The 25652-nt window shown below is 51.7% G+C and carries 20 protein-coding genes; 17 read left to right on the forward strand and 3 right to left on the reverse strand.

Annotated features, from left to right (window positions below):
* Positions 1-198, reverse strand: a 198-nt coding sequence (locus H627_RS19595) for a helix-turn-helix domain-containing protein (RefSeq protein WP_155827893.1), incomplete at its 3' end; no start/stop codon positions are given.
* Between the two features lie 682 nt (positions 199-880).
* Between H627_RS19595 and H627_RS0103600 the strand changes: the two genes are divergently transcribed.
* From H627_RS0103600 to H627_RS0103650, 11 genes are all read left to right on the forward strand, one after another.
* On the forward strand, positions 881-1459 hold the full coding sequence (locus tag H627_RS0103600) for a uracil-DNA glycosylase family protein (RefSeq protein WP_027827832.1): 579 nt from the start codon (positions 881-883) through the stop codon (positions 1457-1459).
* A 131-nt stretch (positions 1460-1590) separates the two neighbouring features.
* Positions 1591-2109: a hypothetical protein gene (locus H627_RS20590; protein ID WP_226999199.1), complete on the forward strand. Its 519-nt coding sequence runs from the start codon at positions 1591-1593 to the stop codon at positions 2107-2109.
* A gap of 112 nt (positions 2110-2221) precedes the next feature.
* Positions 2222-2911, forward strand: a complete 690-nt coding sequence (locus H627_RS19070) for an endonuclease/exonuclease/phosphatase family protein (protein WP_027827834.1) — start codon at positions 2222-2224, stop codon at positions 2909-2911.
* Positions 2912-3124: 213 nt separating this feature from the next.
* Positions 3125-3289: a hypothetical protein gene (locus tag H627_RS19960; protein WP_155827894.1), complete on the forward strand. Its 165-nt coding sequence runs from the start codon at positions 3125-3127 to the stop codon at positions 3287-3289.
* The gene (locus H627_RS0103620) at positions 3273-4148 is read left to right on the forward strand and encodes an AraC family transcriptional regulator (RefSeq protein ID WP_027827835.1); all 876 of its coding nucleotides are present in this window, start codon (positions 3273-3275) and stop codon (positions 4146-4148) included. The genes H627_RS19960 and H627_RS0103620 overlap by 17 nt, the downstream gene beginning before the upstream one ends.
* Before the next feature lie 268 nt (positions 4149-4416).
* Positions 4417-6222, forward strand: a complete 1806-nt coding sequence (locus H627_RS0103625; protein ID WP_027827836.1) for a SpaH/EbpB family LPXTG-anchored major pilin — start codon at positions 4417-4419, stop codon at positions 6220-6222.
* A 68-nt stretch (positions 6223-6290) separates the two neighbouring features.
* Positions 6291-7133 (forward strand): class C sortase, encoded by an 843-nt coding sequence (locus tag H627_RS16830; RefSeq protein ID WP_081674618.1) that lies wholly within the window; start codon positions 6291-6293, stop codon positions 7131-7133.
* Positions 7130-7807: a hypothetical protein gene (locus tag H627_RS0103635; RefSeq protein ID WP_027827837.1), complete on the forward strand. Its 678-nt coding sequence runs from the start codon at positions 7130-7132 to the stop codon at positions 7805-7807. Before H627_RS16830 ends, H627_RS0103635 begins: the two co-directional genes overlap by 4 nt.
* Positions 7794-11072 carry a SpaH/EbpB family LPXTG-anchored major pilin gene (locus H627_RS0103640; RefSeq protein WP_027827838.1) on the forward strand — a complete coding sequence of 1093 codons (3279 nt, stop codon included), beginning with the start codon at positions 7794-7796 and terminating at the stop codon, positions 11070-11072. Before H627_RS0103635 ends, H627_RS0103640 begins: the two co-directional genes overlap by 14 nt.
* Before the next feature lies 1 nt (position 11073).
* On the forward strand, positions 11074-11964 hold the full coding sequence (locus H627_RS0103645; protein ID WP_027827839.1) for a class A sortase: 891 nt from the start codon (positions 11074-11076) through the stop codon (positions 11962-11964).
* A 112-nt stretch (positions 11965-12076) separates the two neighbouring features.
* Positions 12077-13408 (forward strand): dihydrolipoyl dehydrogenase family protein, encoded by a 1332-nt coding sequence (locus H627_RS0103650; RefSeq protein WP_027827840.1) that lies wholly within the window; start codon positions 12077-12079, stop codon positions 13406-13408.
* Positions 13409-13474: 66 nt separating this feature from the next.
* Here H627_RS0103650 and H627_RS0103655 read toward each other — a convergent pair whose 3' ends face one another.
* On the reverse strand, positions 13475-15001 hold the full coding sequence (locus H627_RS0103655; protein ID WP_162143221.1) for a response regulator: 1527 nt from the start codon (positions 14999-15001) through the stop codon (positions 13475-13477).
* A complete protein-coding gene (locus H627_RS0103660) occupies positions 14976-16676 on the reverse strand; it encodes a sensor histidine kinase (RefSeq protein WP_027827842.1) in 1701 nt (566 codons plus the stop codon). The genes H627_RS0103655 and H627_RS0103660 overlap by 26 nt, the downstream gene beginning before the upstream one ends.
* A 238-nt stretch (positions 16677-16914) precedes the next feature.
* Between H627_RS0103660 and H627_RS0103665 the strand changes: the two genes are divergently transcribed.
* The 6 genes from H627_RS0103665 (at position 16915) to H627_RS16840 (ending at position 25651) form a co-directional block, all read left to right on the forward strand.
* Entirely contained in the window at positions 16915-17826 is a 912-nt protein-coding gene (locus H627_RS0103665) for an ABC transporter permease (RefSeq protein WP_027827843.1), read from the forward strand.
* 60 nt (positions 17827-17886) lie between these two features.
* A complete protein-coding gene (locus H627_RS0103670) occupies positions 17887-18774 on the forward strand; it encodes a carbohydrate ABC transporter permease (RefSeq protein ID WP_035439917.1) in 888 nt (295 codons plus the stop codon).
* A gap of 20 nt (positions 18775-18794) precedes the next feature.
* Positions 18795-20360 carry a type 2 periplasmic-binding domain-containing protein gene (locus H627_RS0103675; protein WP_027827845.1) on the forward strand — a complete coding sequence of 522 codons (1566 nt, stop codon included), beginning with the start codon at positions 18795-18797 and terminating at the stop codon, positions 20358-20360.
* Between the two features lie 70 nt (positions 20361-20430).
* Entirely contained in the window at positions 20431-21075 is a 645-nt protein-coding gene (locus H627_RS0103680) for a DUF624 domain-containing protein (protein WP_027827846.1), read from the forward strand.
* Positions 21072-23327, forward strand: coding sequence for a glycosyl hydrolase family 65 domain-containing protein (locus H627_RS16835; protein WP_051225138.1), 2256 nt, complete (start codon positions 21072-21074; stop codon positions 23325-23327). The genes H627_RS0103680 and H627_RS16835 overlap by 4 nt, the downstream gene beginning before the upstream one ends.
* A complete protein-coding gene (locus H627_RS16840; RefSeq protein WP_035439906.1) occupies positions 23327-25651 on the forward strand; it encodes a glycoside hydrolase family 65 protein in 2325 nt (774 codons plus the stop codon). The genes H627_RS16835 and H627_RS16840 overlap by 1 nt, the downstream gene beginning before the upstream one ends.
* The last annotated feature ends 1 nt before the right edge of the window (position 25652 follow it).

Here is a 25652-nt window from a genome sequence, read left to right on the forward strand (position 1 = left end):
GTAATGATAATTCGAATCCCGTTGCTGGACTCGGCCGCGCTTAAGCTCACGGCTTACCGTACTAGGGGAATGATGGATGATGTGTGCAATATCGCGAATGGAATATTCATGGGAGTGCCAAAGCGCATCAATTATTCCGCGCTCGCCCTCTGTGAGTTGAGTGTACGAGCCGAGACTGTTAGACTGATTGTGGGTCATGAAGGTCACCTTTCTTGGTAGTTTAGTCGCTTCAAGGATAGGTCTTCATGGCCTATTTTGTTAAATCAACCCGGTCGATTGGTCTAACTCAATCGGTGTTGCACTTCAATTTTAAATCCGGCATTCGTTTAAAGTTGTATTGCCAAACCAGAATTACGTACGGATAACTGAACAAGAGTCTATCATGAGGGGCGAACAGAACAACCGTATAACAGAGCTCAACAAGTCAAAAGTGTTAGAGGTACTTAAATTAAGCGATAGACCATTGAAGCGGTTAGAAATACAGGCCAAGACTGGATTAACGCGTGATCAGGTGGTTGCTGCTTTGAAATCTCTTCGTCGTGAAGGGAGCATTTCTGTCCTTGGCGCATCAGTAAATACTAGATATTTAGCAGAGTAGAGGATACGTCCCAGCAAGTCTCGCTTGAATACGACGATTACAATTCTAAAAAAGGTATGGCCAGGAATTATTAGTGTAGGAGCGATTGGCGTAGGAGTGTAGGAAAAGGCGTAGGAAAAAGCGCGGGATTTTGAACCGATGGTGTCTCGAAACATTGGTACGTAGCTGTTTGTGGGAGCACAAGCGTAGGAAAAAGCGTAGGACCTAAACCGACGATCGTCGCTTGTATTATACAGGTCTTGATCGTAGTATTTTCTGGTGCAATAGAGGAGGAAACGCTTTATGTCCAATGCCACTGACATCTTTACTGCTATTCAAAACGATCCACAGAATCGTGAGTTTACGAACCAAGGCATCCAACCTCTGTACCATATTGAACCCCAAGCCACGATCCTATTGGTCAGCCAAGCCCCCAGCCGCAAAGCACAACAGGCAATGACTTACTGGGACGACGCCAGCGGCAGGCGGCTGCGGGAGTGGATGGGCGTGACAGACGAAGAATTCTACCACTCGGGGGCAATTGCTGTGCTGCCGCTGGACTTTTATTATCCTGGCAAGGGCAAGCAGGGCGACTTGCCGCCGCGCAAGGGTTTTGCTGAAAAATGGCACCCGCCGTTGCTGGAATTGATGCCGCATATTCAGTTGACCTTACTGATTGGACAATATGCGCAACGGTATTATCTGGGCCGGCGGCGGAAAAAGACATTAACGGACACGGTGGCACATTATGCGGAGTATCTGCCAGATTATTTTCCATTAGTACACCCATCACCGCTCAATTATGGTTGGATGAACCATCATCCATGGTTTGCGGAACAAGTTGTCCCCGCGCTGCAAACTCAAGTCCGCCGACTAATCTAAACCGAGCAATCTTAGACCACTTTGAAGTACCGGTGCAGCCAATAAGGCATGTTGCGTGGTACAATCGGTATCTTCCCAGAGCTTCGCAGCCAGAGGAAGATGCCGATTTTTCGTTTCGAAAGGAGCACGCGATGCTGAATCCAGCACAGTTTCCGGCCATGTCAATCACCACTGGCGGGCACACAAAAGATAACCTGCGCCAAGCCCTTGATCAAGCAGGTATTCAGTGCAACGCCCATGCCGATGCGCTGTTCGATGACCCACGCTTTACGATTTCCCCAGAGCCGCACGCGGCGACCGTACTGTTTATCACCGTTGCCGAGCTGGGGTTGCCTAAAGGCGCCAACTTGCCGGCTATCTTCGCCCAAGCAGAGAACAGCGGCTTGACTTTATGTCCCCTGGAACTGGCCGTTGATCTGCGGCTCCAATGGCGTGACCAAGGTCAGAGCACCAATCACGACCTGCACCGGCACGAGGCACCCCAGGGAGCCGTGACGGTGGCTTCCCCGGTGGCCGATCCGGATCCCGGGCAGCCTAAGGGCTACTACCTGCGCAACGTGGGCGGGCAGCTTTGGCTGCGGGGGTATATTTGTGATGATGAGTATATTTGGCAGCCAGCGGATCAGTTTGCTTTTCTTTCTAGAAAATAATAATAGCAACATCGAGCCTGCTCACACGCCATAATGACGTGCGGGCAGGCTTTTCTGATACCTTGAAGAAGCATTGAAACGGTATACTGAATAAAGAAATGGAGTGATTTCAATGCCCACATTACGTGTCGCCACCTACAACATTGCCGCCGGCCAAAACCCGGACCCGCAAGCCATCAATCGCCTATTCACGGAAGAAAACCTCGACCTGATCGGTGTCCAGGAAGTTGACCGCCATACCCGCCGCAATCCCTATGATATGCCGGCGGCCATCGCTGGTACCCGCTACCACGCCGCCTTTGCCCCCGCCATCCCAGTCATGGGCGGGGATTACGGGATTGCCCTTTTCTCCCGTGAACCACTGCTGAATGTTACCAATCATCACTACGCTCATTTTGGCGAGGAGAAACGAGTGTACCAGCATGGCGTTTATGAAGTTGCTGGGACCCCGCTGTCCGTCTACAATACCCACTTGTCGTTTGAAACACCGGCCCTACGGCAACTACAGGTAGCGGAATTGACCGCGGCGATGCACGCGGACCCGATTCCCCGGCAAGTCCTGTTTGGTGATTTTAATATGGATCAAAGCCACCAAGAGTGGGATTATTTTGATCCCGCCCTGCGCCGGGCCAATGGCGGGGCCGGCGGCTGGTTTGATACTTTCAACGGCCGGGACGCGGGGATGCAGTCGTTTGCCATTGATAATATTCTGGTGACCCCAAATATTCAGCTTAGCCAAGTTCGCGTCCCCTCGCGTATTTTGTCCGATCATCAGCTGCTGGCGGCAACGTTAACCTTTTGAACTCCGGCAGTCAGCGCTCAAAAGCGAGACAACAGGGACCTTTTTTTCAGTCTGTACGATTCCGGATTCCCTTACAATGAAGGCAGTTCAAGTCACGGTGTGAGTAAGGGGGTAAAGGAGCATGTCTGTAAAACTGGAAGAAGAGGAATTACAGCAGCTATACCAGGATGCCCATCAATCTCAAGGCCGGCTATTGAGAGGGGGGACAGAGCAATGCATTTACGAGCGATGCAATATGCCATTGCCCAATGCGTGACCGCTCCGGGCACCTTAACCTGGGCAGAATTGGGCTATTGGGCTGATCACTACAACGACGGCAACCCAACGCTAATGCGGTCAGAGCAAGAAGGGGTGGCAGTCCATGACCTACATCCATAAATTGGTCGATGTACCGGTTCTTGGCAATTTACCGGTGCAGTATATTATTTCCGAGGGCAAGAAAGATGTTGAACCGGTCCCGAAACACTGGCATGCGGCATTAGAAGTCAATTGTGTGCTGCGTGGACAGGCTAGTGTTTACATGGCTGGGCAAACCTATTTGATGCAAGCTGGTGACGCGTTGGCGATTAATTCTTTTGCAGTGCACGCCGGTCAAATTCTCTGCCATGCAGAAGCTGATTACCGAATTATCACCTTTCTATACCCGATTGAGCGGCTCTATGCTTTGATTCCCAATTACAACGCGCTGGTGGTATCGCTGGCTCCAAGTGATGAAAGGACCCCGGCACAGCAGAGTGCATACCATCAGTTGTATCAGGCATTCGACTTGTTTTATCAATTGGAGCAGGGCGAGCCCCCGTTTTTTCGCATTGATCAGCAGGCGCTCTGCTATCAGATCCTATACCTGTTGTTCAAGAATTTCTCCGCGCGGCGGGCACCAGACACCCAATATATTCCGAATCGGTGCAGCCACCCGCAATTATACGAAGTAGTGGACTACATCTTGAAGCACTACATGGAGCCGCTGCATCGCGATCAGATTGCTAAAGCCTGCGGATACTCCACCCGGCACCTGGCGAATCGGTTCAAGGCCACGTACCAATTGAGCTTGATGCAATACGTCACTCGTATCCGGGCACTCAAGGCCATGCAGCTGCTGCAAACCACGGAACAGCCGCTCAGTTGGATTGCGGCTAAAGTTGGTTTTTCTTATCCCTATGCCTTAACCAAAGCCTTCAAGCACGCCTTTGGGCTGACTCCGACTGAATATCGCAGACTGAAGCTGCGGCGTAATTAGCTAATTTACTGTCTGAATTTGAGTGGGATACCATTCCATCCATGAAATTAATATAAACGGCCTAATCTCAAGCGAAGATAGGTCGTTTTTTATGTCTATTGGCAGCAAAAGATGAATACAATAGATACACGTTAAGAGAGATGGAGATGATGCATAACTTATCATTTTTGCAGAAGTGGATAACGTGTGTTGTTGTATCGCTATACTGGGCCAGCGAAATCACTGGACCGGTACATAAGCAACTAGGAGAAGGGGACGAATCAGTATTATGAAAAAACATTTCTATCATCGCTTGGCCATTAGCGGGGCACTGGCCATTACCTTGGCCGCACCAGCAGCGTTGACACTCGTTGCCGCTGGACCGGTCGTCCGCTTGGTGGATGCGGATCAGATTTCGAACAATCCCATTCCGGATAAAACGACTGATCGACAGTTGACGATCCATAAATACCAATTGCCTAAGGACTTTGATACCAGCAAGCTGATGCCGGGCAATGGGAGCATCGACGACGCGAAGAACTTGCCCGCACAGGCCAAACCACTGGCGGGAGCGAAATTTACGGTTCAAAAGATCGAGCCTGTATCTGGGCAGAAACTGGATCCCAACAATTCCGGATCCTACACCGTGGATAGCACGTTTGCCGTACAGACGATGACGACCGGCGCGGACGGCACGGCATCGCTCAATTTTGGCCCGGCCGATGGGACGTATCTCGTGACTGAGCAGGAAACGGACGCGACCAAGGGATTGAAGATGGCGGCGCCATTCTTTATTGCGGTGCCGTTAACGGTCCATCACGTGGATAAAGATGGCGAGACTGATCAGGGCACGCAACTGAACTATGACGTGCACGTTTATCCGAAGAACTATATCGATAAAGGAATTCCCATCGATAAAACGGTCAACTCCGGCCACCATGAAGACGGTAAGGATGGTGATGACACGGAAAAGGTCACCACGGCCACGGTTGGCCATGACGTGACGTGGAACCTGGAAAATGGCATTGCCCAGAATATTGCCAAGGCCAAAGATTTCGTCATTACGGATCAATTAGACCCGCGCTTGGATTTCTCGGGAATCAAGGGGTTCCGTTTGGGCTATTACGATCCGGCGGATAAAGTAGCGACCTTGCATGATGCAGCCAAGCTGGACCTGACGGCGGGGACAGATTACACCGTGACCCCGGCACCGGGCCAAAGCGGCACGGTAACGATCACCTTCACCCCGGCGGGGCGCCAGAAGTTGGCGGACAGCGTCACCTTCAGTACGACTAAATTCGATGAAGGCGGTAATGCGCTCGCTTACGCCAAGGCGGATACCAAGCAGGAACACCCAGTGGTGCTGGTCACGGACTTAGGGACCAAGGTGAACAAGCATGTCCTGGATAAAGGAAAATACGGCCCAATCGACAACAAATTCACGGTCACCACTGACGGCAAGACCACGCCGCCGTCTGACAATCCCCATGTGCCGCCGATTCCGGACAAACCGACCCCGCCGGACACGCCGGTGATTCCTAAAGTGCCGAAGGTCTACTTCGTTAATGTCGGCGCAACGAAAGTCAGTCAAGAAGATGCCAAGGCGTTGGCCGGAGCGACATTTGCCATCGCCGATACGGCAGAAAATGCCCGCGCTGGCCGCTATATTCAAGTGGCACCGGACGGGACGTATGTGTATCCTGGTGACGACCATTATGACGATCAAGACAACCGACCGCTGACCCAGGAATCGAATGCTGATGGGCTAGTTACTTTCCAAGGTTTGAAGGCCAAGGATGCCCAACAGGCAGATGATAAACAAGACGTCAAAGCAGACTTCAGCCGCCCGTATTATCTGGTTGAAACCAAAGCACCCGCGGGTTACGGCCTGATTAAAAAACCGATTGAAGTGACTGGGGACCCGGTCGCAGCGGCTGATCCAGCGGCCGTGAAAATTGAGGATCCGCGGCACACGCCGGTTACACCGGATTTCCCCCTTACTGGGAGTCAAGGACTGCTGATTGTCGGCGTGATTATCGTGACTGCCGGCGGATTAGCCTTTGTCGCTAAGCGCAAGAGTGACGCAGCACGATAATCATGGCAATTCTGGGGTGGTATGCGGCCACGATCGCGCATGGACCATAAGAAGGGGGGCACACTGCGATGAGAAGATCACACCGCCGCTCCCTAAAGCAGCGCGTCTATCGCTGGCTTTATCGGGGGCTGCTCAGTTTGGCCGTCGGCGCGGCCCTCTATGTGGTCATTGCGGACCAATTAACGGCTGCGCAATGGGGGCAGGCCACGGTGCGTTACAGCCGCGCAACGGCCCAGATGAGTGCTGCGGCGATCAGCCGTCAGCGGCAGATGGCGATCAGTTATAACGCCATGGTGCGCCGTCGCCAGCAAGGCGATGAGACCGCCCGCTCAGCTTACCGCTATCGGCAGATTCTTTGGCTGGATGCCCAAGGGACCATGGCCACGCTGACGATCCCGGCGATTCACTTGAAAATGCCGATTCGTCATGGCACTGATGCCCACACTCTTGAACAGGGTATCGGCCATTGGCCGCGGTCGTCACTGCCCATTGGCGGTATGAGCAATCGGCCGATCATTACCGGCCACAGCGGCATCGCCGGGCAGATACTGTTTACCAATATTGAAAAACTGCGGCGCACCGATACGTTTTACATTCAAGTCTTGAACCGGACTTTGAAGTACCAAATTACCAAGATCAGCCGGGCCCGGCCGCAGCAAATCACTCAGGGCAATATTGTGGTCGGGCAAGACGAAGCGACCCTGCTCACGTGCTGGCCGATTGGTATCAATACGTATCGCTTGCTGGTCACTGGCCGCCGGGTGCCCTATCATCCTCGGGATGAGCACCAGCCCGTCGCTGTTCGGGATTGGTGGACCATTGATCACCTGCTGCTGTTGGGGTTAGTCCTTCTGGCCGGGGTGGGCAGTTTACGTTATGTGCACAAGAAATTGAGGGGGAAAAAGAAATGAAGACCATTTGGCGCTGGCTGATTATGCTGGGCGCGCTCTGGACCCTGCTCGGGCCATTACCGGTCGCCGCCGCTGGAACATCTGCGCCGCAACCGCCAGCACCGACTTATCATGTGCAGCTCACCGCGCGCACGATTGATCAGCAAGCTGCGCCGGGCGTGCCATTCTCGCTGGTGCCGATTCACGCGGCGGGCACTCAGACCGTGGCGGCCGCCGACGCGCGCACCTACACTGTATTGGGCCCAGCCCAACGTCAAGTTGCAGACACGGCTGGTCTGGTGCAGTGGCAATTGCCAGCGGGGGATTATGTCGTCACGCAGGAACGATCGCCGCAGTATCAAGCAACGCTGAAGCCGTTTTTGATCAGCTTGCCGGCCATGGCCCAGGGCAGCCAATTGACCATCACCGCAAAACCAATCCGTACTGTGCCGGCAGAGCCAACCACCCCGCCGGTGTCCCCCAGCCCCGCCGCTCCGGCTATCTCGGGCAGCACCGGCGCAGGGCAGCCGTCCGTTAGCCCGGCAGTGGGGACCAAACCCATCCTGCAAACGGCGGCCAGCGTCACGCCGCCTTGGCCGCTGGTGATCATCGGCGGTTTGCTGCTGGCCGGGCTCATTGGCCGCGGGTTCGTGCTGCATGATATACGAAGGAGGCGCTCAGTTGACCAAAATTAGACGCTTATATCTTATCCTTTGGGGAGTATTGCTCAGTCTGGTTGGCGCTGCCTTAATCGCTCAGCCAGTTGTTCAAGCAGCGGTCGCCGATTGGCCCAGCTACTGGCAAGCCGGAGATTATCCCACGGCAAATACGCCGCTGAAAGACGATCACCATCCGCAGACCATTGTCGTCCCAGACGCTGAAAAGGCCGAAGCAATCAAAGGGGATTACAGCTTTATCCCGAATTTCACTTCCCAAACCCAAGTCTACCTGGTGCAAAATGGCCGCGCTCAGCGGCAATCGACCTGGCGTACACACCAAGTATTTAATCAGGCTGACATTGATGCCAGCCATCCCTACTTGTATTACACGAACGTCGGGTTCTATACCCCCGCGGGATCGAATACACCAGTGGCCATCGACATTAAAGAGACTTTTGAACACGTGAATTCTCAACCTAGCGGGATTTGGCCCCTGCAAACGCTGGGAAAAACCTGGTTTGGCCAAAATTCGGTGATCACCGACGATCCGGCGGGCGGCGAGTTGAACTTTGACCGCAGCATCGGTTCGAATCTGCTGTCTGTGGCCCATACTTACGACGGCACCACGACATCACTGGCGTTACCACAGTCTTACGGATATCGGCCGGCCACTATCCGCATTGAGTTCTATAGTCATCCAGTCTTCAATAACGATTATGCTGGTCAGGGCACCCCGCTGAAGGATGGTCAAGTGAATCCGGCGGTGGTACAGCCGGCCCAAGTGGCTGGAATGCTGACATACGGGGATATCGACAACGATGAATCGGTGGACGTCAAATCCGATGCCAAACTGAATAATGTGTATGTAACCAACTATTCACCGGGCTTTCTTCCCTTTATATCCGATCATTCAGACCCCGTTGCCGGGCGCGTGGTCAACGATCATGAACTATTCTTCGGGTCCACCTGGCACGGCGGTTTGCTGGGCCGACCGGACGCGGCCGCGACGGATCAGAATCATTGGGTCACCTTCACTTATCAGCCGACCCATGATTTGTATTTATCGATCAATGCGTCCCACTCCAAGGTTCCTTACTTTCCGCGCAGCTTAGTCCCAGTGGAATTTCCGCCGCCGGTCAAATTTGGCTTGATTCTGCCTGAACGCAAGCCGGCGGTGACTGATCAAGGTGTATTGTCCCCAGAGAAGCTGGTGAACCGGCAGATTGAGTGGCGGGCCGTATATACCGTACCCGTGCGGGTCTATAAGAATGCCGAACGCAAGGTGCAATTTATCGACGACTTGCCCCGGCCGATGACGACTGCTGTCCAGTTGCATAGTACCTGGTGGGGCCAGCAGCCAGGGGCTAATATTCGGGTTATTCAGGAAGACACCCAGAAAGATGTGACGGATTGGTTCGACTTTCAAGGCACCCAGCTGGGTAGTGATGGCCAGCCGCACATTATCGCGTCGGCGCTGTCTTCCACGCTGAATAACCACACTGACGACTTTACCAAGAGCTTCTATGGGCACAACTATTCTTTGGTCATCACGGCCACGATTACCGATAAAAACCAGTCGGTGGCAGACATTGCCAGTCACTACAATGCCCAGACCGGCGAGTACACCTTCGCTAATCAGGCGTGGCTCGTGGCGACCAAGCGGATTCAAGAAGGACCGGATACCTTCACGTTTGTGGATGACAAAAAGCCGTCGAACGTGGCCCATGTCAAATTCAGTGGGGTGCGGCCGGTCCACGTCCTGTATGCTGAAGCCGACCAAGCGGGCAATTTGGCCTTAGACGACCAGGGCCGCCCTAAGCTGCAGTTTCGGGCGGATAAAGATTGGCAATATCCAGAAGGGGCCAGCCTGGACAAAATCAAACTGGCCGAACCGTTCAACGTGGCGGGCAAAACAGCAGCTGGGGAAGATTGGGTGCCGCGGCAATTTACGGATCACCAGCAAGTCTATACATTTGTCAAAATCGACAGCGCGGCCGATGCCCGCCGCCTAGCACCATATCAAACTGCCGATTGGCTGAATCGCCGGACTGACGGTCGGTACAAGCACCATGACCAATATATTCTGGCCCTCTACCAGCGCAAGCCGACCAGGGTACCGCTGGATAAAACGGTGAACACGGGCCATCACACCGATGGCCAGACTGGCGATGACACTGAAAAGGTCACCACCGGCACCGTCGGCCATGACGTGACGTGGAATCTGGAAACGGGAATTGCTCAAAATATCGCCGCAGCTAAAGACTTCATCATGACGGATCAATTAGACCCGCGCCTGGATTTCTCGGGAATCAAAGGATTCCGTTTAGGGTATTACGATTCTGCAGATAAAGTCGCGACCTTGCACGACGCGGTCAAGCTGGACCTGGCGGCGGGGACGGATTATACCGTGACCCCGGCACCGGGTCAGGGCGGCACAGTGACGATCACCTTCACCCCGGCCGGGCGCCAAAAGTTGGCGGCCAGCGTGACCTTCAGTCCGACGAAATTCGATGCCGGCGGTAATGCGCTCGCTTATGCCAAAGCCGACACTCAGCAAGCGCACCCGGTGGTGCTGGTCACGGACTTAGGGACCAAAGTGAATAAGCATGTGCTGGATAAGGGGAACTATGGGCCAATTGACAATAAATTTACCGTAACGATCAATGGTCAAACCACACCGCCATCTGATGATCCCCAGGTACCGCCGATTCCGGATAAACCGATCCCGCCGAATACACCGGTGACGCCTAAGGTGCCAAAAGTCTACTTCGTCAACGTCGGCGCGACTAAAGTCAGTCAGGAAGATAACCAGGCAGCGTTGGCTGGAGCGACATTTGCCATCGCCGATACGGCAGAAAATGCCCGGACGGGGCATTATATCCAGGTGACACCGGAAGGGCGTTATGTCTATCCCGGCGACGACCATTATGGCGACCCGGCCAACCAGCCGCTGACCCAGGAAACGAATCAAGCCGGATTGGTCACCTTCCAAGGATTGAAAACCAAAGATGCCCAGCAGGCGGACAATCAGCAGGATGTGCAAAAAGACTTCAGCCGGGCGTATTACCTGGTCGAAACCAAGGCACCAGCAGGTTACGGCTTAATTAAAAAGCCGATTAAAGTGATTGGGGCGGTAATTAAAGCAGCCGATCCGGCGGTCGTAAAAATTGAAGACCCCCGGCATACGCCCGTGACCCCAAGCTTCCCAGCCGCTGGTGCTGCCAGCCTGTTACTGTTGGGCAGCATCATTATGACGGCCGGCAGTCTGGCCGTGATCGTCAAGAAGAAAGCCGGCGCGTAACGTGCGGTGGATCAAATGGCTGAGCCGCATCCTGATCGGCGGTGTCTGTGTTTGGGCCGGCCTCGTGCTGTATGGTTATCACTTGACCCAGCAGCGCTCAATACCGCCTGTGGCGATAGTCGGTCGAAACCAAAGGGCGGTGACCGCCCGCCGGCACCGGCTGATTACGCAGGCAGCCTATCCCCACACCCTCGCCCGGGGGCATAATCCAGCTTATGCCCAAGCCCTGATTCAAGCCGATCAGTATACCGCCCAGCAAGCGATTGGGCTGGTCTGCATCCCGGCGGCCAAAATCATCCTGCCAATTTTCCCTGGCACCAGCGACTTCGCCCTATTGAACGGGGTGGGGACATATTGGCGCAATCAGCGGCTGGGTCAAGGCAATTACGTGGTTGCCGCCCACAATTTAAGCGGGCAGAAAGCGTTGCTGAATCCGATGACAGCGGTCAAGCCGGGCCAGCACATCTATCTTACTGATTTTGTTCATCTCGCGACCTATACGGCGGTGAGCAATCGGGTGGTGACGGACCGGCACAGTGAGTTGTTGGCCGTACCGGGTCCGCATCAACCCGCTGAGGTCACCCTGTTCCGCTGCGTTGGCGGCATCGGCACGCCCTGGCGTGAAGTACTGCAGGGGCGGCTAACCAGTGAGCAATGGCTGAACCAGGCAGCGCCAGCCTTGCTGCGGCAGATGCGGCTCACAGTTAACGGAACAGTCACTGCCTATCAGGTGAGCCGCAGCCGGTCTGCCACGCCGCTGGCGCGCTGGGGCCTAACAAATTATCAAAACATCATGCACCAGTGGGGCTGGGCAGTGGGTGTACTCATCGCGGCTTGGCTTATCGATGTGTTTGGCACACTGCGGCAGCGTCGTGCACCAGTGTCCCATTAACCGGGGCGCTATTTCCTCAGAATTGACGAATATGACGAGTATTGCGCCGCTCTGCTATACTTAAGTAAGCACCTGACGCAGTAACGCACGCAGTAAAAGGAGGACTCTCTGAATGGTTCAATACGATTACGATGTGTTATATCTCGGCAGCGGTCACGGCGCTTTTGACGGCGCTGGCCCGCTGGCCGCAACAGGGAAGCGAGTGGGGGTCATCGAAAGCGACATGATCGGCGGCACCTGCCCAAACTACGGCTGCAACGCCAAGATTACGCTGGACGCGCCGGTGGTTTTGCAACGGGCCGCCGAACGGATGCAAGGCATCGTGGATGGCGCAGTGACCATTAATTGGGGCAATTTGGTCGCCCACAAGCAAGATGTGATCAAACCGTTGCCCGACGCTATTGGTCATGCATTGACCGGTGCCGGCGTGACCATGATCAACGGCCGCGGCCGGTTGACGGACGCCCATACGATTGAGGTGGCCGACCAGACCTACACGGCGGATAAAATCGTCATTGCCACTGGCCAGCGGCCGCATCGCTTGGCAATTCCGGGGGATGAGCTGGCCCATGACAGTCGGGCGTTCATGGACCTGACCACGCTGCCCAAGCGCATTGGCATTCTCGGCTCCGGCTACATCAGCATGGAATTTGCCACTATTGCGAACGCGGCGGGGGCGGAGGTTACCGTGTTCATGCGCGGTGACCAAGCTTTGCGGGAGTTCCATCAACCATTCGTCAGGCAAGTCATGGCAGATATGGAACGGCGTGGGATCACGTTTATTCCCAATGCCCAAGTCGCTGGTCTGGAGAAAATCACCGACGGCATTGCCGTACACTATGGTCAAAGCCAGAGCAAGACCGTGGACTGGATACTCGACGCCACCGGCCGAGTACCCAACATTGAGGAGATCGGCTTAGAGGCCGCCGGCGTCGCCGCGACGCCCCACGGCATTACGGTCAACGACCATCTCCAAACTACGGCGCCCAATATCTATGCCTCCGGTGATGTGCTCGACAAACCGCAACCCAAGCTGACGCCCACCGCCACTTTTGAGTCTTATTACCTGTTTCAGTTGCTCAGCGGCCAAACCACCGCGCCCATCGACTATCCGGCCATTCCGTCGACGGTGTACACCACGCCGCGAATCGCCAAAGTCGGCGTGACTCCGGAACAAGCCGCCAAGGGCGATTATCAAGTGGTCCGCAATCATATTCCAGATGATTGGTACCGTCAAATTGATCAGGAAACACTGGGCGATAACGTACTGATCTATGACGCTGATCATCATCTTGTCGGCGCCACGGAATTCAGTGCCCAAGCTGAAGATGCCATCAATACGTTGCTGCCGGCAGTGGTGTTCCAGTATACGCCGGCTCAGATGTGGCGGCTGGCCCATATTTTCCCATCGATCAGTGCCTCGGCGTGGCATAAGGCACGTTAAGATTTTAGAAATGAAGCAGCGTTCACTGTCGGTTGGCGGCGGGAACGCTGCTTTTGGTCTTTTTGGTTATGAGGAAGTCTTTTGGTGGGATTGCCGGTATTGCATGGGCGGCATATCGGTTACTCGTTTAAACATTTTTGTGAAGTAAGAGAAATTAGTATACCCCACCGTTTCCGCAACTTTTTGGATTGACAGATTGGTGTGAATCAGCAAGTATTCCGCCTGTTGGACGCGCTGGTGGATGATATAACTGGTAAGTGAAAGCCCGTATTCCTCTTTGAATAGCCGACCGGTATAATCCGGGTTCAAAAAGACGAGATCGGCCAAAACTTCCCGGGACAGATCATCACCCAGATGCTGGTCAATGTAATTTTTGAGTTGCAATGCGACATTGTCGTGCCGGTCAATAAATGTCATGTGGGTGACGGCTGTTTTGACCAGATAAGTGATGAATTCCAGCAAGGATTCAATACTATTGAGAGAACGTTTCTGCAGCTGGGCAAACGTGTCATTCTTGAACAGTTCATGGGCAGAAATCTGTTGTTCCTGAAGTGCGACGTACATCAATTGGATAAAATCTTCGCGCAGTCGGGCGAGATTGTCGCGGGTCAGGTGGCCAGCAGCATCAGTCCGGCGAAGATAATCCCGGAAGTAGGCAATCACCGCATCGGTGTTATGGGCTGTTAATAATGTTCGAATTTGGTTGTAGTCCGGAGCAACATAGGTGTCTGCTTGCGGCTGGTAATCAGCTAGAGACATCAATGTTCCCCGGTGAATCGCCCTTTTTTCAGCCATGTCGTGAATTTCTGAATAAGTTTGCGGTAGTTTCGTAAATGGTACCGGTGGGCTCGTCAATAGAGAAACTGAAATACCCAATTCCTTGAGTTTTTGTTGAAATTGTTGGACCGCTTGCTGTGCACTGCCAGTATTCTCTGAACGACTAGGAGTGCTGAAAATCAGGCCATAGTTGCGATCCTGAATATGAAAGAATGATACCAATTGAAACGCAGCAAAGGTGAAATGGTCATGATACAGCCGCCAGATCACTTCCTGTACATGGGTCAAATCAGTGGCGTGGTCGGCATGACACCACGAAACAATGTTCAAAGTGTGCTGCGGCAGCTTGGCTTGGTCAGCTGAGTCAATACGGCCTGTTACATACTGCCGCCAAATGGTACTGGGCTGAGTACTGCCGGCGGTTCTGCGGGCAGCATCTTCCTGAATTCTTTTCACAGCCTTTTTCACTGTTAACGTAAACTCATCGGGATCAACGGGCTTCAAAACATAATCAAAGCTTTGGTATTCCAGGGCTTTTTGCGCATAGTTGAAGTCTGCATAATTGGTTAAAAAGACGAAAAGCGGCTGATAGAACTTCTGCTTGCGCATCCAAGCCAGTAATTCGAGGCCGCTGCCCTGGGGCATTTCGATATCGGAGACCACCAAATCGATGGCCTCTTCAGCAAGAATCTTCTGTGATTGGACCATGTTATAAGCAGTCCAGACCTTTGTAAAGCCCAATGGCTGCCAGTCAATTTGTTGTTCCAAGGCCGAAACGATGTACCGGTCATCATCTACGAGCAGTACTTGCATCATGAGCCAACTCCTTTGGTGTTTTTCCGGTGTGGGCGGGTATTTCAATATCAATAGCGATCCCGCCAGTATCCAAGTTTGTAAAGTGCAGCGCGAAGTCAGTACCATACAACATCCGTAATCGGCTGAATACATTAGCGATGCCAATATGCTGGCCCTGAGAGGGTAATGGCGGATGGCCCTCGTTGAGCTGAGTTAGCAGCGTATCAGGGAACCATGGGCCAGTATTGCTGACCCGCAGATGCAGATAATTTTGTGCATGATGCGTGACGAGGTTGCCGGCCACACCAACTTGGGTTTGCTGGTCAAAAGTCACGCCATACTTAACAGCGTTCTCAACGAAGACCTGAACGATGAGTTGCGGTACGCAGTAAAGATGCAGTGTCGGCGGTACAGTCACAGAGAGGGCCAGTACGTCATGACCGTAACGAATTTGCTGGATTTGGACATATTCCGTCACTAATTGCAGTTCTTCCGCCAATGGAACTAAATCCGCATTAGTCCGCAGCAGGTAGCGCAGGTATTTGGTCGTGGCCATGATCAAGGCATGGGCGTTCTTGGTTTCACTGATTTGAATCATGCTGTCGATTGTCGAGAGAATATTGAGATAAAAATGCGGTCGTAACTGGATGCGCATCAATTGGATTTGCGACTGCTTTTGCGCAATTTCCTGTTCGTACAGTGACAACTTCAACTTCTTGGTTTGAGAAAGCAGCGACCGAATCTGTTCGTTAACCGCATCGATTTCACTGATCCGGTAGTTTTTGATTTTTTCGTCGGCATTGTCCTCTGTGATGACCGACAATGCTGAAGAAAACGAGCGTAACGGAATGGCAAAGTTGCGCCACAGATACACAACACCAACGAAGGCAAGAATGCCAATCACAGTAGACAGCAGAACGATGACGATTTGGATCACTGTCAATTGCTCTGGCAGATTGAATTGGCGAACTGTGATGTGGAGTGAAAATGGCAGGTTGTAATCCTCGCCGTTAAAGTTTAATTGGCGGGCGGTTGCGGCTTTGCGCGTGTTAGGGGATTTGGTTAACGGCAGTCCGTTCAGACTCAGGTAGGCACCATCGCCGGAACGTAATGTACTCTGGCGCAATGGTGCCGTGAGCGATTCTGGCGCGATTACGCAATACAACACGGCCCCTTCGTAGGTTAAGCGATGCAGCAGGTAGATTTTTCCGAGTAACGTGACTTGCTGCCAAGAGGCATCAGACTTTTCTCGGCGGACGTGACTTTGCATGGCCAAGTATCGGTCATAGGACATCTCCAGTGGAGAAATGTTCGCGAAGAAATCGTTGCTGGGCGAGTAGATGAAAAATTGATAGGCGTTACCACTGGAATACTGGAAATCAAAGACCCGGGAACGGATATGTTCCAGCGGCTTAATGGCATCATAGGACTGCTCATTTTTTGGAATAGTCGTTAACAAGGTGAGGTCATCATCGTTGACGATGGTGTACGTCATAAAGTGATCAACAGCCCGGACCGTATGGCTGGTTTGCTGCATATACGCTGCCGTTGTCTGGCGCAACCGGGCAGTCTGTTCTGTCTGGGAAGCGGAGATGGTGAATAGAATTAAGCCGATGTTCAACATCCCCAACACCCCGAGAATGACCATAATGACGCGTACGTAACGAAATACCGAGTAGTCCCCATGCTTTTTCATGATGCTAAGCTCCCCCAATGACACAATTCAGATAATCGTTTGTCGTTTTACGACATTTATCTGAAAGCGAATACAAATCTTCATTCCTCAGAATAGGGTATATCACGGAAAAGGTCAAAAAAATTTCGGGACTGTTATAGATTGACTGTAAGCGCTTCGACTACACTGTAAAAGGATCGAAGGGAGGTCAATTATGGCAATGCAGGCAGTTCAAACCGATGGGGCACTACGTAAAGCAATGAAAAAGAAGCATCGCAAGACGATGCTGCGCAAGAGTTTACCGCTTTACGTGCTGCTATTACCATCTGCCATTCTATTACTGGTGTTTGCCTATGTCCCCTTATATGGACTTGTGATGGCGTTTCAAAACTATTCACCAGCGTTAGGGGTCTTTCGCAGCCCATTTGTTGGTTTTCAGAACTTTATTCAGTATTTCAACTCGTACCAGTTTGGCATCACGCTGCGTAACACGCTGTACATCAGTGTGTACAGTCTGGTCGTGAATACGCCTTTACCGGTGGCCCTCGCCATTATGGGTAATCAAATGCGGCGGGAAGGCTTCAAGAAGACGTTTCAGGTGATTTCGTATTTACCTCACTTCATTTCGACGATGGTGATGTGCGGGATGGTTCTGATTTTCTTATCACCGCAGACGGGCTTAGTAGCTAACCTGTTCCACTTGTTTGGGGCTAAATTACCGGACCTGATGTCAGACAGTGGGGCCTTTGCCCATGTCTATGTATGGAGTGATGTGTGGCAGAACCTTGGCTGGAACAGCATCATTTATATCGCAGCGCTCTCAGGAATTGATCCGACTTACTACGAAGCAGCCACGATGGATGGGGCGACAACATGGGAAAAAATCCGTAACATTGATTTACCCATGCTCATGCCGACCATCATGATTCTGCTCATTATGAGTGTCGGTAATCTGCTCAATGTTGGCTTTGAAAAGGTGTTATTGCTGCAGAACCCTTTGAATTTAGCGGGGAGCGAGATCATATCCACTTACGTCTATAAGATTGGGTTGCAGAATTTCCAATACAGTTTATCGACTGCTATTGGATTGTTCAACACCGTGATCAATATCATCTTGCTGCTGGGTGTGAACTGGATTTCGAAGAAAACGACCGATACTGGGTTGTTCTAGAGAGAGGAGGAAGCAGAATTGGAGCTTACCAAGCAAAAGCCAAAGCGGCGCACGCAGCATGTGACGCACATTGCCCGATCAGGTAAAGACAGAGCCTTTGACATCGTCAATTACGGGTTTGCCATTCTCTTGATTTTAGCTATCATCTATCCGCTTTGGTTCATTATCATCGCTTCGTTCAGCAATCCTTCCGATGTGGCAACTGGTCAGGTGTGGTTCTGGCCTAAGCATTGGTCGTTGAAAGGGTACGAAGCGCTGTTCAACCAGCCGATCATTTGGCGCAGCTATCTCAATACCATTCTTTATACAGGAATTGGCACGCTGTTCGCTTTATTGGTTAATATTCCTGCGGGCTATGCACTGTCCCGAGATGATTTGCTGGGTCGGAAATGGATCAATCTGGCCTACGTGATTCCCATGTTTATCAGCGGCGGCCTGGTACCAGTTTATTTGACTGTTAAAGGGGTTGGGCTGCTCAACTCATTCTGGGTGATGATCATTCCCTTCGCGGTATCGCCATACAACATTATCGTTGCGCGGACGTTCTTCAAACAAACGATTCCGGCCAGTTTATGGGAAGCGGCTCAAGTTGACGGTTCGGGTACATTCCGATATTTCTTTCAGATCGTCATTCCGTTATCCAAAGCCGTACTGGCGGTGGTGGGGTTATGGACGGCCGTCGGTATCTGGAATCAATGGTTCAATGCGTTGATTTACTTGCAGGATCAGAACCTGCAACCATTGCAGTTGATTTTGCGCCGAATCTTGATTACTAATCAGCAATTGGCAGGGAACACGACAGGCCAATTGGCGGCGGAGCTGCAACAACTGGCCGATATGATGAAGTATGCATCAATCGTGATTTCGACCCTGCCGATTATGGCGTTGTATCCATTTTTACAGAAGTATTTCAACCAAGGTGTCATGCTTGGTTCAGTCAAAGGTTAACCAATTGAGGAGGAAAAACAATGTTTGGCAAGAAGAAAATGTTTCAGTTGGGGACAGTCATGCTGGCGTCTGCTGTGCTGCTGGCCGGTTGCGGCACCGGCAGCAGTTCGTCAAATGCCGATGACAGTAAGAACACGTCCTTCCGGATCGCAACGGTGCGCTGGTCGGATTGGGGCAAAGCGTTCTTGAAAGGGTTTGTCGCTAAGAGCGAAAAGCAAGCCGGAATCAAGGTCAAGTGGGATGTATACGTCAACTCAGATTGGGGAGACAAAAAGTCTGTTGTGATGTCCGGCGGCGATTTACCTGACGCATTCTGGGGATCAATTGCCTTATCGGATGCCGAAATCGCCAAGAACCAAGACAGTTTCATCCCTTTGGAAAAGTATATCAAGGACATGCCGAATTTACAGAAGGCCTTCAAGCAAGATCCTAAGTTGAAGGCGATGGTTACCTCCCCGGATGGGCATATTTACTCCTTACCCAAGAAAACACCGATGCGGCCGTTAATTGCCAACCAGCTGTTCATCAACAAGACTTGGTTGGACAAACTCGGCTTGAAGATGCCGGACACTTACGATGAATTCATCCAAGTTTTACAAGCTTTCAAAGATAAGGACCCCAATGGCAATGGTAAGAAGGATGAAATTCCTTATGGTGCTGGTAACGATGATTCCATTTTGAACTTCATTCAGCCCTTTGGTATTTTTTCGCCGAACGCGGCTGCTCAAAACATGGTGATGCAGGACGGCAAACCAGTCTTCCAGCCCACTTCACTACAATATAAAAAAGGATTGACCGCGATGGCCGATGCCTACAAGAAAGGGTTGATCGATCCGCAAATCTTCACGGAGGACACTTCCCAGGCACAGGCTAAAGTACAGGCCAAAACAGCGATTGTCGGGGTTGCCCCAGGTTGGACAGCGGATGCTGTATTTGGTGCCAATGCGGATCAATATGTTGCTTTGCCGCCATTGAAAGGACCAGATGGCAACCGATACATTAACTCTGATCCAGATCATCTGAACTACGCACGCAATGAGTTCTTGGTGACAAAGAATGCCAAGAACGTCAAGAAGCTGATGCAGTGGGCAGATAAGTTCTACACCGACGATGCCAGTATTCAGACGTATTACGGCTCATTCGGTATTGGGACAAAGAAACTGTCTGATGGCAAGATTCAAGTACTGACACCACCTAAGGGTCAATCCAGCGACATCTTCGCTTGGACGAATTCCTTCCGGGATTTTGGCCCGAAATACTCGCCGACCAGTTTCGACAAAGACGTGGTTCTGCCGAAGTCTAACGGCGACTACACCAAGTTAGCTTTGGACAAGGAATACCGGAAGTATGCCAAGCCGGCATTTCCGAACGTCACTTACACCCCGGAAGAGTTGCAGAAGATGTCTCAGCAATATACGGATATCAGCACTTATGTGACGCAACAATCCTCTAAGTGGGTCACTAAGGGCGGCGTTGATAGCTCTTGGGATGATTATGTAAGCAAGTTGAACCAAATGGGTCTGAAGGATTTCGTCAAGACTCAGGTGACTGCCTATAACCGTTACGAGAAACAGCTGAATAAATAGTCATTGTGCAAGACAGACGGGGAGCGGCAAGCAATGGCTGCTCCCTTTTGTTGATGAGGAGGAGAAACCCATGTCTGATCTGTTCAAGTATGGCAGTCCATTCATGCAGAAATTGGAACTGATCACCAATTATCTGCTGCTCAATTTGCTAATGCTGATCAGCGCGTTGCCCATCATCACTTTGGGAACAACATTGATCACCGGCGTGGAACTCAGCCGCAAGATGCTGGACAAGCAAGCGGTGAAAGTATGGCGAGATTACTGGACGCTATTCAAGACCAACAGTATAAGCGGCTTGTTCTTGGGCATCCAGATACTGGCGATTGGTGGATTGCTGGTAGTCGATTGGTTATTCGTTAATCACCTGCCAATTGTTGTGCGGCTTCTTGTGGTTGTACTGCTGTTTATCCTCTCTGTTGGGGCAGTGCTGCTTTGTACCACGGTAATTCCCTATGCGGCGCGATATAACGACTCGTTCCGGCATATTTGGAAGAATGCTTTGCTGATCAGTATTCAAAAATTCCCGTGGGTTATATTGGCCAGCATTCTCTTGGTCTTACCTTTGATTTTCTTGATGGCGGGAGTTCCCGGTTTTGTCACGGCCATTTATTGGCTGACTTTCATTGGCTTTGGTGCTTATGCATTTGGCACAGCCTTGATCTTTCGACATGTGTTTAATCAACTAGAAACACGAACGGAGGTTCCGCTACAATGACGTTCGATAACCTGACGGGACAATTATTTTGGCCAACGCCGCTAAAGGACTGGCGGATTGAAGAACATGGCTTTCAACCGGAGGCAGTAATCAAAAATGGCAATAAATTTCTAACAGCTAATGGCTATATGGGTTATCGCGGCACGTTGGAAGAAAATGGCGCAGCTGAGTTAGCGGCAGTTAACCTGAGCGGCGTTTACGATCAGCGCGGTACGGCTTGGCGTGAACCAGTGAATGCACCTAACCCATTTCATGTTGTTACTCGAGTCGCCGGACAGGTGCTCGATCCATTGCAGCATCCAATTAGTGACCATGAACAAGTTTTGGATATGGCGGCGGCGGTCCATCATCGGCGAACAACATTCTCGACTGGTAACACATTAGTGACCATCACGGCGAACCGTTTTTTGGATATGGCCCAGCCACAATTCATGTTTTTGGAGTATATCGTTCAAGTTAAACAGGCAACCGTGATTTCAGTTACTGCCGGAATTGACAAACAAATTTGGGATATCAATGGACCGCATCTAGTTGATTGCCAATCATGGCGAGAGGATTCCGTATTTGGTTACGGCGGCCAGACTGGAGAAAGTCAGCTGGCGGTGACTACGTTAAGCCGGATACTGGTCAACCAGGGAGAATGTAACGATATCGACAGGCCGGATCAAGTGGGCCAAACAATCGCTGTAACGGTAACCCCTGAACGACCGCTGTGCTTACTGATCGCGGCGGCCGTCACTACAGGACGAGAAACTGATGCCCCCATTGCGGCATTGGCAGACACGTTAGCCAGCTATACACCGGAGACAATTGGCCAAGAGTATAACCGTCATTGTCAAAAGCTGGCAGCATTGTGGCACACAAGCGACATTCAAATTGAAGGCCCCCAGCAGGACCAAGTGGCGCTGCGCTACAATATCCTGGCATTGATGATGATTGCCCCGTTGGCCGGCAGCCAGTTGTCCATTCCGGCACGCGGTTTATCCGGTCAAACGTATAAGGGCGCCGTGTTTTGGGATACCGAGTTGTTCATGACGCCATTCTTTCTCGCCACCCAGCCAGCGGTAGTACGTGACCTAGTGGCGTATCGGCTCAAGGGTTTGATTGGAGCGAAGAAAAAAGCGGTGGAATATGGCTATACCGGTGCATTTTATGCCTGGGAAAGCCAAGAAGATGGTTATGACGCCACTTCCGATTACAATGTCACCGATGTCTTTACCAATCGGCCAATGCGCACCTATTTCAAGGACAAGCAGATCCATATTTCGGGAGATGTGGCGTTAGCAATTTGGCAGGCCTTCCAGTGGTTACAGGACCCGGCGATTCTGTCCCAGGGCGGCGCAGAGGTCATTGTTGAATGTGCCCGCTTCTATGTATCCTATGCGACGGCGCGGTTGGATCGGTCTGAAGTTGCGTTCACGGATGTCATTGGCCCCGATGAGTATCACGAACGGGTAAGTAACAACGCCTTCACGAATCGCGTGGCATTAGCAACGATTGAAGCGGCGTTGGCTGCTATTGCGTATTTGCGAGAAAACAATGCGGAGTATTTGGCGAAGATAGCCCAACAGTGGCAGTTGACGGATTTGCTCCCGTTGTTTACAGAGACTGCAGCTCGGATTCGATTACAAACACCTAATGCAGCTGGTGTGATTTCGCAGTTTGATGGTTATTTAGCGTTAGCTGATGACTCGATTGATACGGTTCGAAGCAGATTGCTCAAGCCTAAGGAATATTGGGGTGGCGCTTACGGTGTGGCCAGTCAAACACAAGTCATTAAGCAAGCCGATGTCGTCATGATGCTGGCCGTTTTTCCAAATGATTTTTCGTCAGATATTGTGCGCGCTAATTGGCAGTATTATGAACCGCGGACGGAACATGGATCGTCATTGAGTTACAGCATGTATGGGCTGATTGCGGCGCAGTTGGGTATGACGGCGCCAGCATATGATTTCTTCCAGAAGACAGCAGCAATTGATCTCACTGGGGAAAGCAAGCAGTGGGCCGGTACGATTTATATCGGCGGCACTCATCCAGCAGCCAGTGGTGGTACGTGGCGTTTGGCGGTGGAAGGCTTTGCTGGTCTGCACGTTGAAAATGATCAGTTGGTTGCCACCCCGCACTTGCCCAGTCAGTGGCAGAAAATGGCCTTTCGAACGTACTACCAAGGTCACTGGTACCGAGTGAACGTCACTGCAGCCGGCGCGGTAGTGAGCATTGCAGATGATGAAAAGATAGGAGTGGACGACTAATGGCGAAAATTGCCGATCAGTATTTTACAGTGGACCCCTGGCAGGTGCAGGAAGAAGGATTTGACCCGAACCATGCGCGCGTAGCGGAATCGATTTTTTCGATTGCTAATGAGTATTCTGGCGTCCGTGGTTATTTTGAGGAAGGATACAGCGGAGACCACTTGTTAGGCAGTTACTTCAACGGGGTTTACGAAAATAATCCGGAAGACCATTCCATTATTTATGCGGGCATCTCCCGCCAAGGCCATTTCATGGTGAACGCGACAGATTGGCTGTTTACCCGAATTAAGGTGGACGATGAACAACTGGATTTGGCTACCAGTGATGTGGATCGGTTCTCCCGGGTGCTTGATTTTCGCAACGGTGTATTAGAACGTCAATTTGTATGGCGCACCCGCACGGGTAAAGAACTGCAATGTACGTTTTCTCGCTTTGTGTCTATGACCGAAGCGGCGTCATGTTACCAGCGGATCACTTTAACCCCATTGAACTTTGCAGGTGAGATCAACATCACGAGCGGGCTGGATTTTGATACCCGGCACGGTAATTCAGAGAAGTCATTCTGGCGGATGACCAAGCAGGAAAACCAAGGCAACAGCTTTGCTGGATTGGGGCAAACGATTCACACGAATAAACGGATCTGTTCGCGCGCCACAATTCTTGGTTTGCCAGTCGAAGACGGCAAGCCAATCATTGACCGCAACCGGTTTGTTGGTACCCAATACAATGTCACCTGCGAAGCGGGCCAAACATTGGCGTTAACCAAGCTTGTAACCAACACGGTTGAGCGGGATCCAGCAGTCGCTGATGCCCAACTGTGGTCACAAAATGAAACGGCTCACGCTGCCCAGGTAGCGATGGGTTGGGATGCGGCGTTAGCCAAACAAAAACAGTTTTGGCAAGCGTTTTGGGCTGCCCATGACATTGAGATTGACGGCGATCCCCAGAATCAACAAGGAATTCGCTACTGTATGTTTGAAATGGCCCAGACTTATCATGGTGAAGATCCGGCCAACAATATTGGGGCCAAGGGATTGACCGGTGAGGCATATGGCGGATTGGCGTTTTGGGATACAGAGACCATGTGTCTGCCTTTCTATCTGTTCAATGACATCCAAGCGGCTAAGAATCTATTGGAATTCCGTTACCGTACGCTGCCGCAGGCAAAGGAACGGGCTGAAATGGTGGATTGCCGCGGGGCCAGTTATCCAATTTCCACCATCAATGGTCATGAATCCACCGCCATGTGGCAGCATGCCAACACCCAGCTGCAACCCAGCACCGCCGTGGCTTATGCCATTTGGCATTATGGTCATCTGACGGATGATCATGATTTCTTGTATACCCACGGCATCGAAATGCTGGTCGAAATTTCTCGCTTTCTTTATTCTCGCGGCGATTGGAGTCAAGTCACGCATCAATTCAGTTTCTATGGCGTGATGGGACCGGATGAGTTCCAGGTGATGGCAAATCATAACGCATATACCAATTATATGGCGCGTGAAACGTTCCGGTACACGATACAGTTATTGTCAGGAATGCGGGAGAATGTCCCTGCTTTAGCAGAACAGGTTGTCCAGAAGACAGGCGTGTCTGCGGACGAGTTGACGGCATGGCAAAAAGCCAGCGACCATATGGTTTTCCTAGGCGATAACAACGGGATGATCGAACAACAGGCCGGTTTCTATGATTTACCCCATGTGGATATAGATCAGATCCCAGTAAGTGATTTTCCGTTGTACGATCACTGGTCTTATGACCGGCTGTTCCGCAATGACATGATCAAGCAGCCGGACGTTTTGATGTTACAGTTCCTATACAATCATCAATTTACCGAGCGGTCTAAGCGGCTTAATTATGAATATTACGAACCGCGCACGATTCATGAATCATCCCTGTCTCCATCGGTGCATTCTATTTTGGCTGAAGAGCTGCACAAATTTGACGATGCGTACAAGTTCTTCCAATTTGCGACGCGCATGGACTTGGACAACTACAATCGCAATACCCGGGATGGACTGCATACCACCTCCATTGCTGCCGCGTGGCTGAACATTGTTTATGGTTTTGGCGGTTTGCGCAGTGATGGGCCGACGTTGACTTTAGCACCAAGTATCCCGAAGCAATGGCACCAGTATTCTTTCAAAATCACTTATCGGCGAGCTAATATTACCGTACAAGTGTCGCCAGATAGCGTTTTGCTTTCCGCTAGTCAGGACATCGCCTTGCAGGTGTATCAGCAACCGATGGTGATCAATCAAACACCGCAACGAGTGAAAATTCCAAAGCAATGGCGGACACCCGCAACTGTGCCCGCCATGTAGC

This window comes from Schleiferilactobacillus harbinensis DSM 16991 (assembly GCF_000425885.1).
Classification (GTDB): domain Bacteria; phylum Bacillota; class Bacilli; order Lactobacillales; family Lactobacillaceae; genus Schleiferilactobacillus; species Schleiferilactobacillus harbinensis.

Excerpts from the sequence above, each read along its gene's own strand:
- H627_RS0103675 (WP_027827845.1), top strand. The coding sequence starts at position 18,795 with ATGTTTGGCAAGAAGAAAATGTTTCAGTTGGGGACAGTCATGCTGGCG.
- H627_RS19960 (WP_155827894.1), top strand. The coding sequence starts at position 3,125 with ATGCATTTACGAGCGATGCAATATGCCATTGCCCAATGCGTGACCGCT.
- H627_RS16835 (WP_051225138.1), top strand. The coding sequence starts at position 21,072 with ATGACGTTCGATAACCTGACGGGACAATTATTTTGGCCAACGCCGCTA.
- H627_RS0103620 (WP_027827835.1), top strand. The coding sequence starts at position 3,273 with ATGACCTACATCCATAAATTGGTCGATGTACCGGTTCTTGGCAATTTA.
- H627_RS0103655 (WP_162143221.1), bottom strand. The coding sequence starts at position 15,001 with ATGATGCAAGTACTGCTCGTAGATGATGACCGGTACATCGTTTCGGCC.
- H627_RS0103625 (WP_027827836.1), top strand. The coding sequence starts at position 4,417 with ATGAAAAAACATTTCTATCATCGCTTGGCCATTAGCGGGGCACTGGCC.
- H627_RS0103680 (WP_027827846.1), top strand. The coding sequence starts at position 20,431 with ATGTCTGATCTGTTCAAGTATGGCAGTCCATTCATGCAGAAATTGGAA.
- H627_RS19070 (WP_027827834.1), top strand. The coding sequence starts at position 2,222 with ATGCCCACATTACGTGTCGCCACCTACAACATTGCCGCCGGCCAAAAC.
- H627_RS0103635 (WP_027827837.1), top strand. The coding sequence starts at position 7,130 with ATGAAGACCATTTGGCGCTGGCTGATTATGCTGGGCGCGCTCTGGACC.
- H627_RS0103665 (WP_027827843.1), top strand. The coding sequence starts at position 16,915 with ATGAAAAAGAAGCATCGCAAGACGATGCTGCGCAAGAGTTTACCGCTT.
- H627_RS0103660 (WP_027827842.1), bottom strand. The coding sequence starts at position 16,676 with ATGAAAAAGCATGGGGACTACTCGGTATTTCGTTACGTACGCGTCATT.
- H627_RS20590 (WP_226999199.1), top strand. The coding sequence starts at position 1,591 with ATGCTGAATCCAGCACAGTTTCCGGCCATGTCAATCACCACTGGCGGG.
- H627_RS0103600 (WP_027827832.1), top strand. The coding sequence starts at position 881 with ATGTCCAATGCCACTGACATCTTTACTGCTATTCAAAACGATCCACAG.
- H627_RS0103650 (WP_027827840.1), top strand. The coding sequence starts at position 12,077 with ATGGTTCAATACGATTACGATGTGTTATATCTCGGCAGCGGTCACGGC.
- H627_RS16830 (WP_081674618.1), top strand. The coding sequence starts at position 6,291 with ATGAGAAGATCACACCGCCGCTCCCTAAAGCAGCGCGTCTATCGCTGG.
- H627_RS16840 (WP_035439906.1), top strand. The coding sequence starts at position 23,327 with ATGGCGAAAATTGCCGATCAGTATTTTACAGTGGACCCCTGGCAGGTG.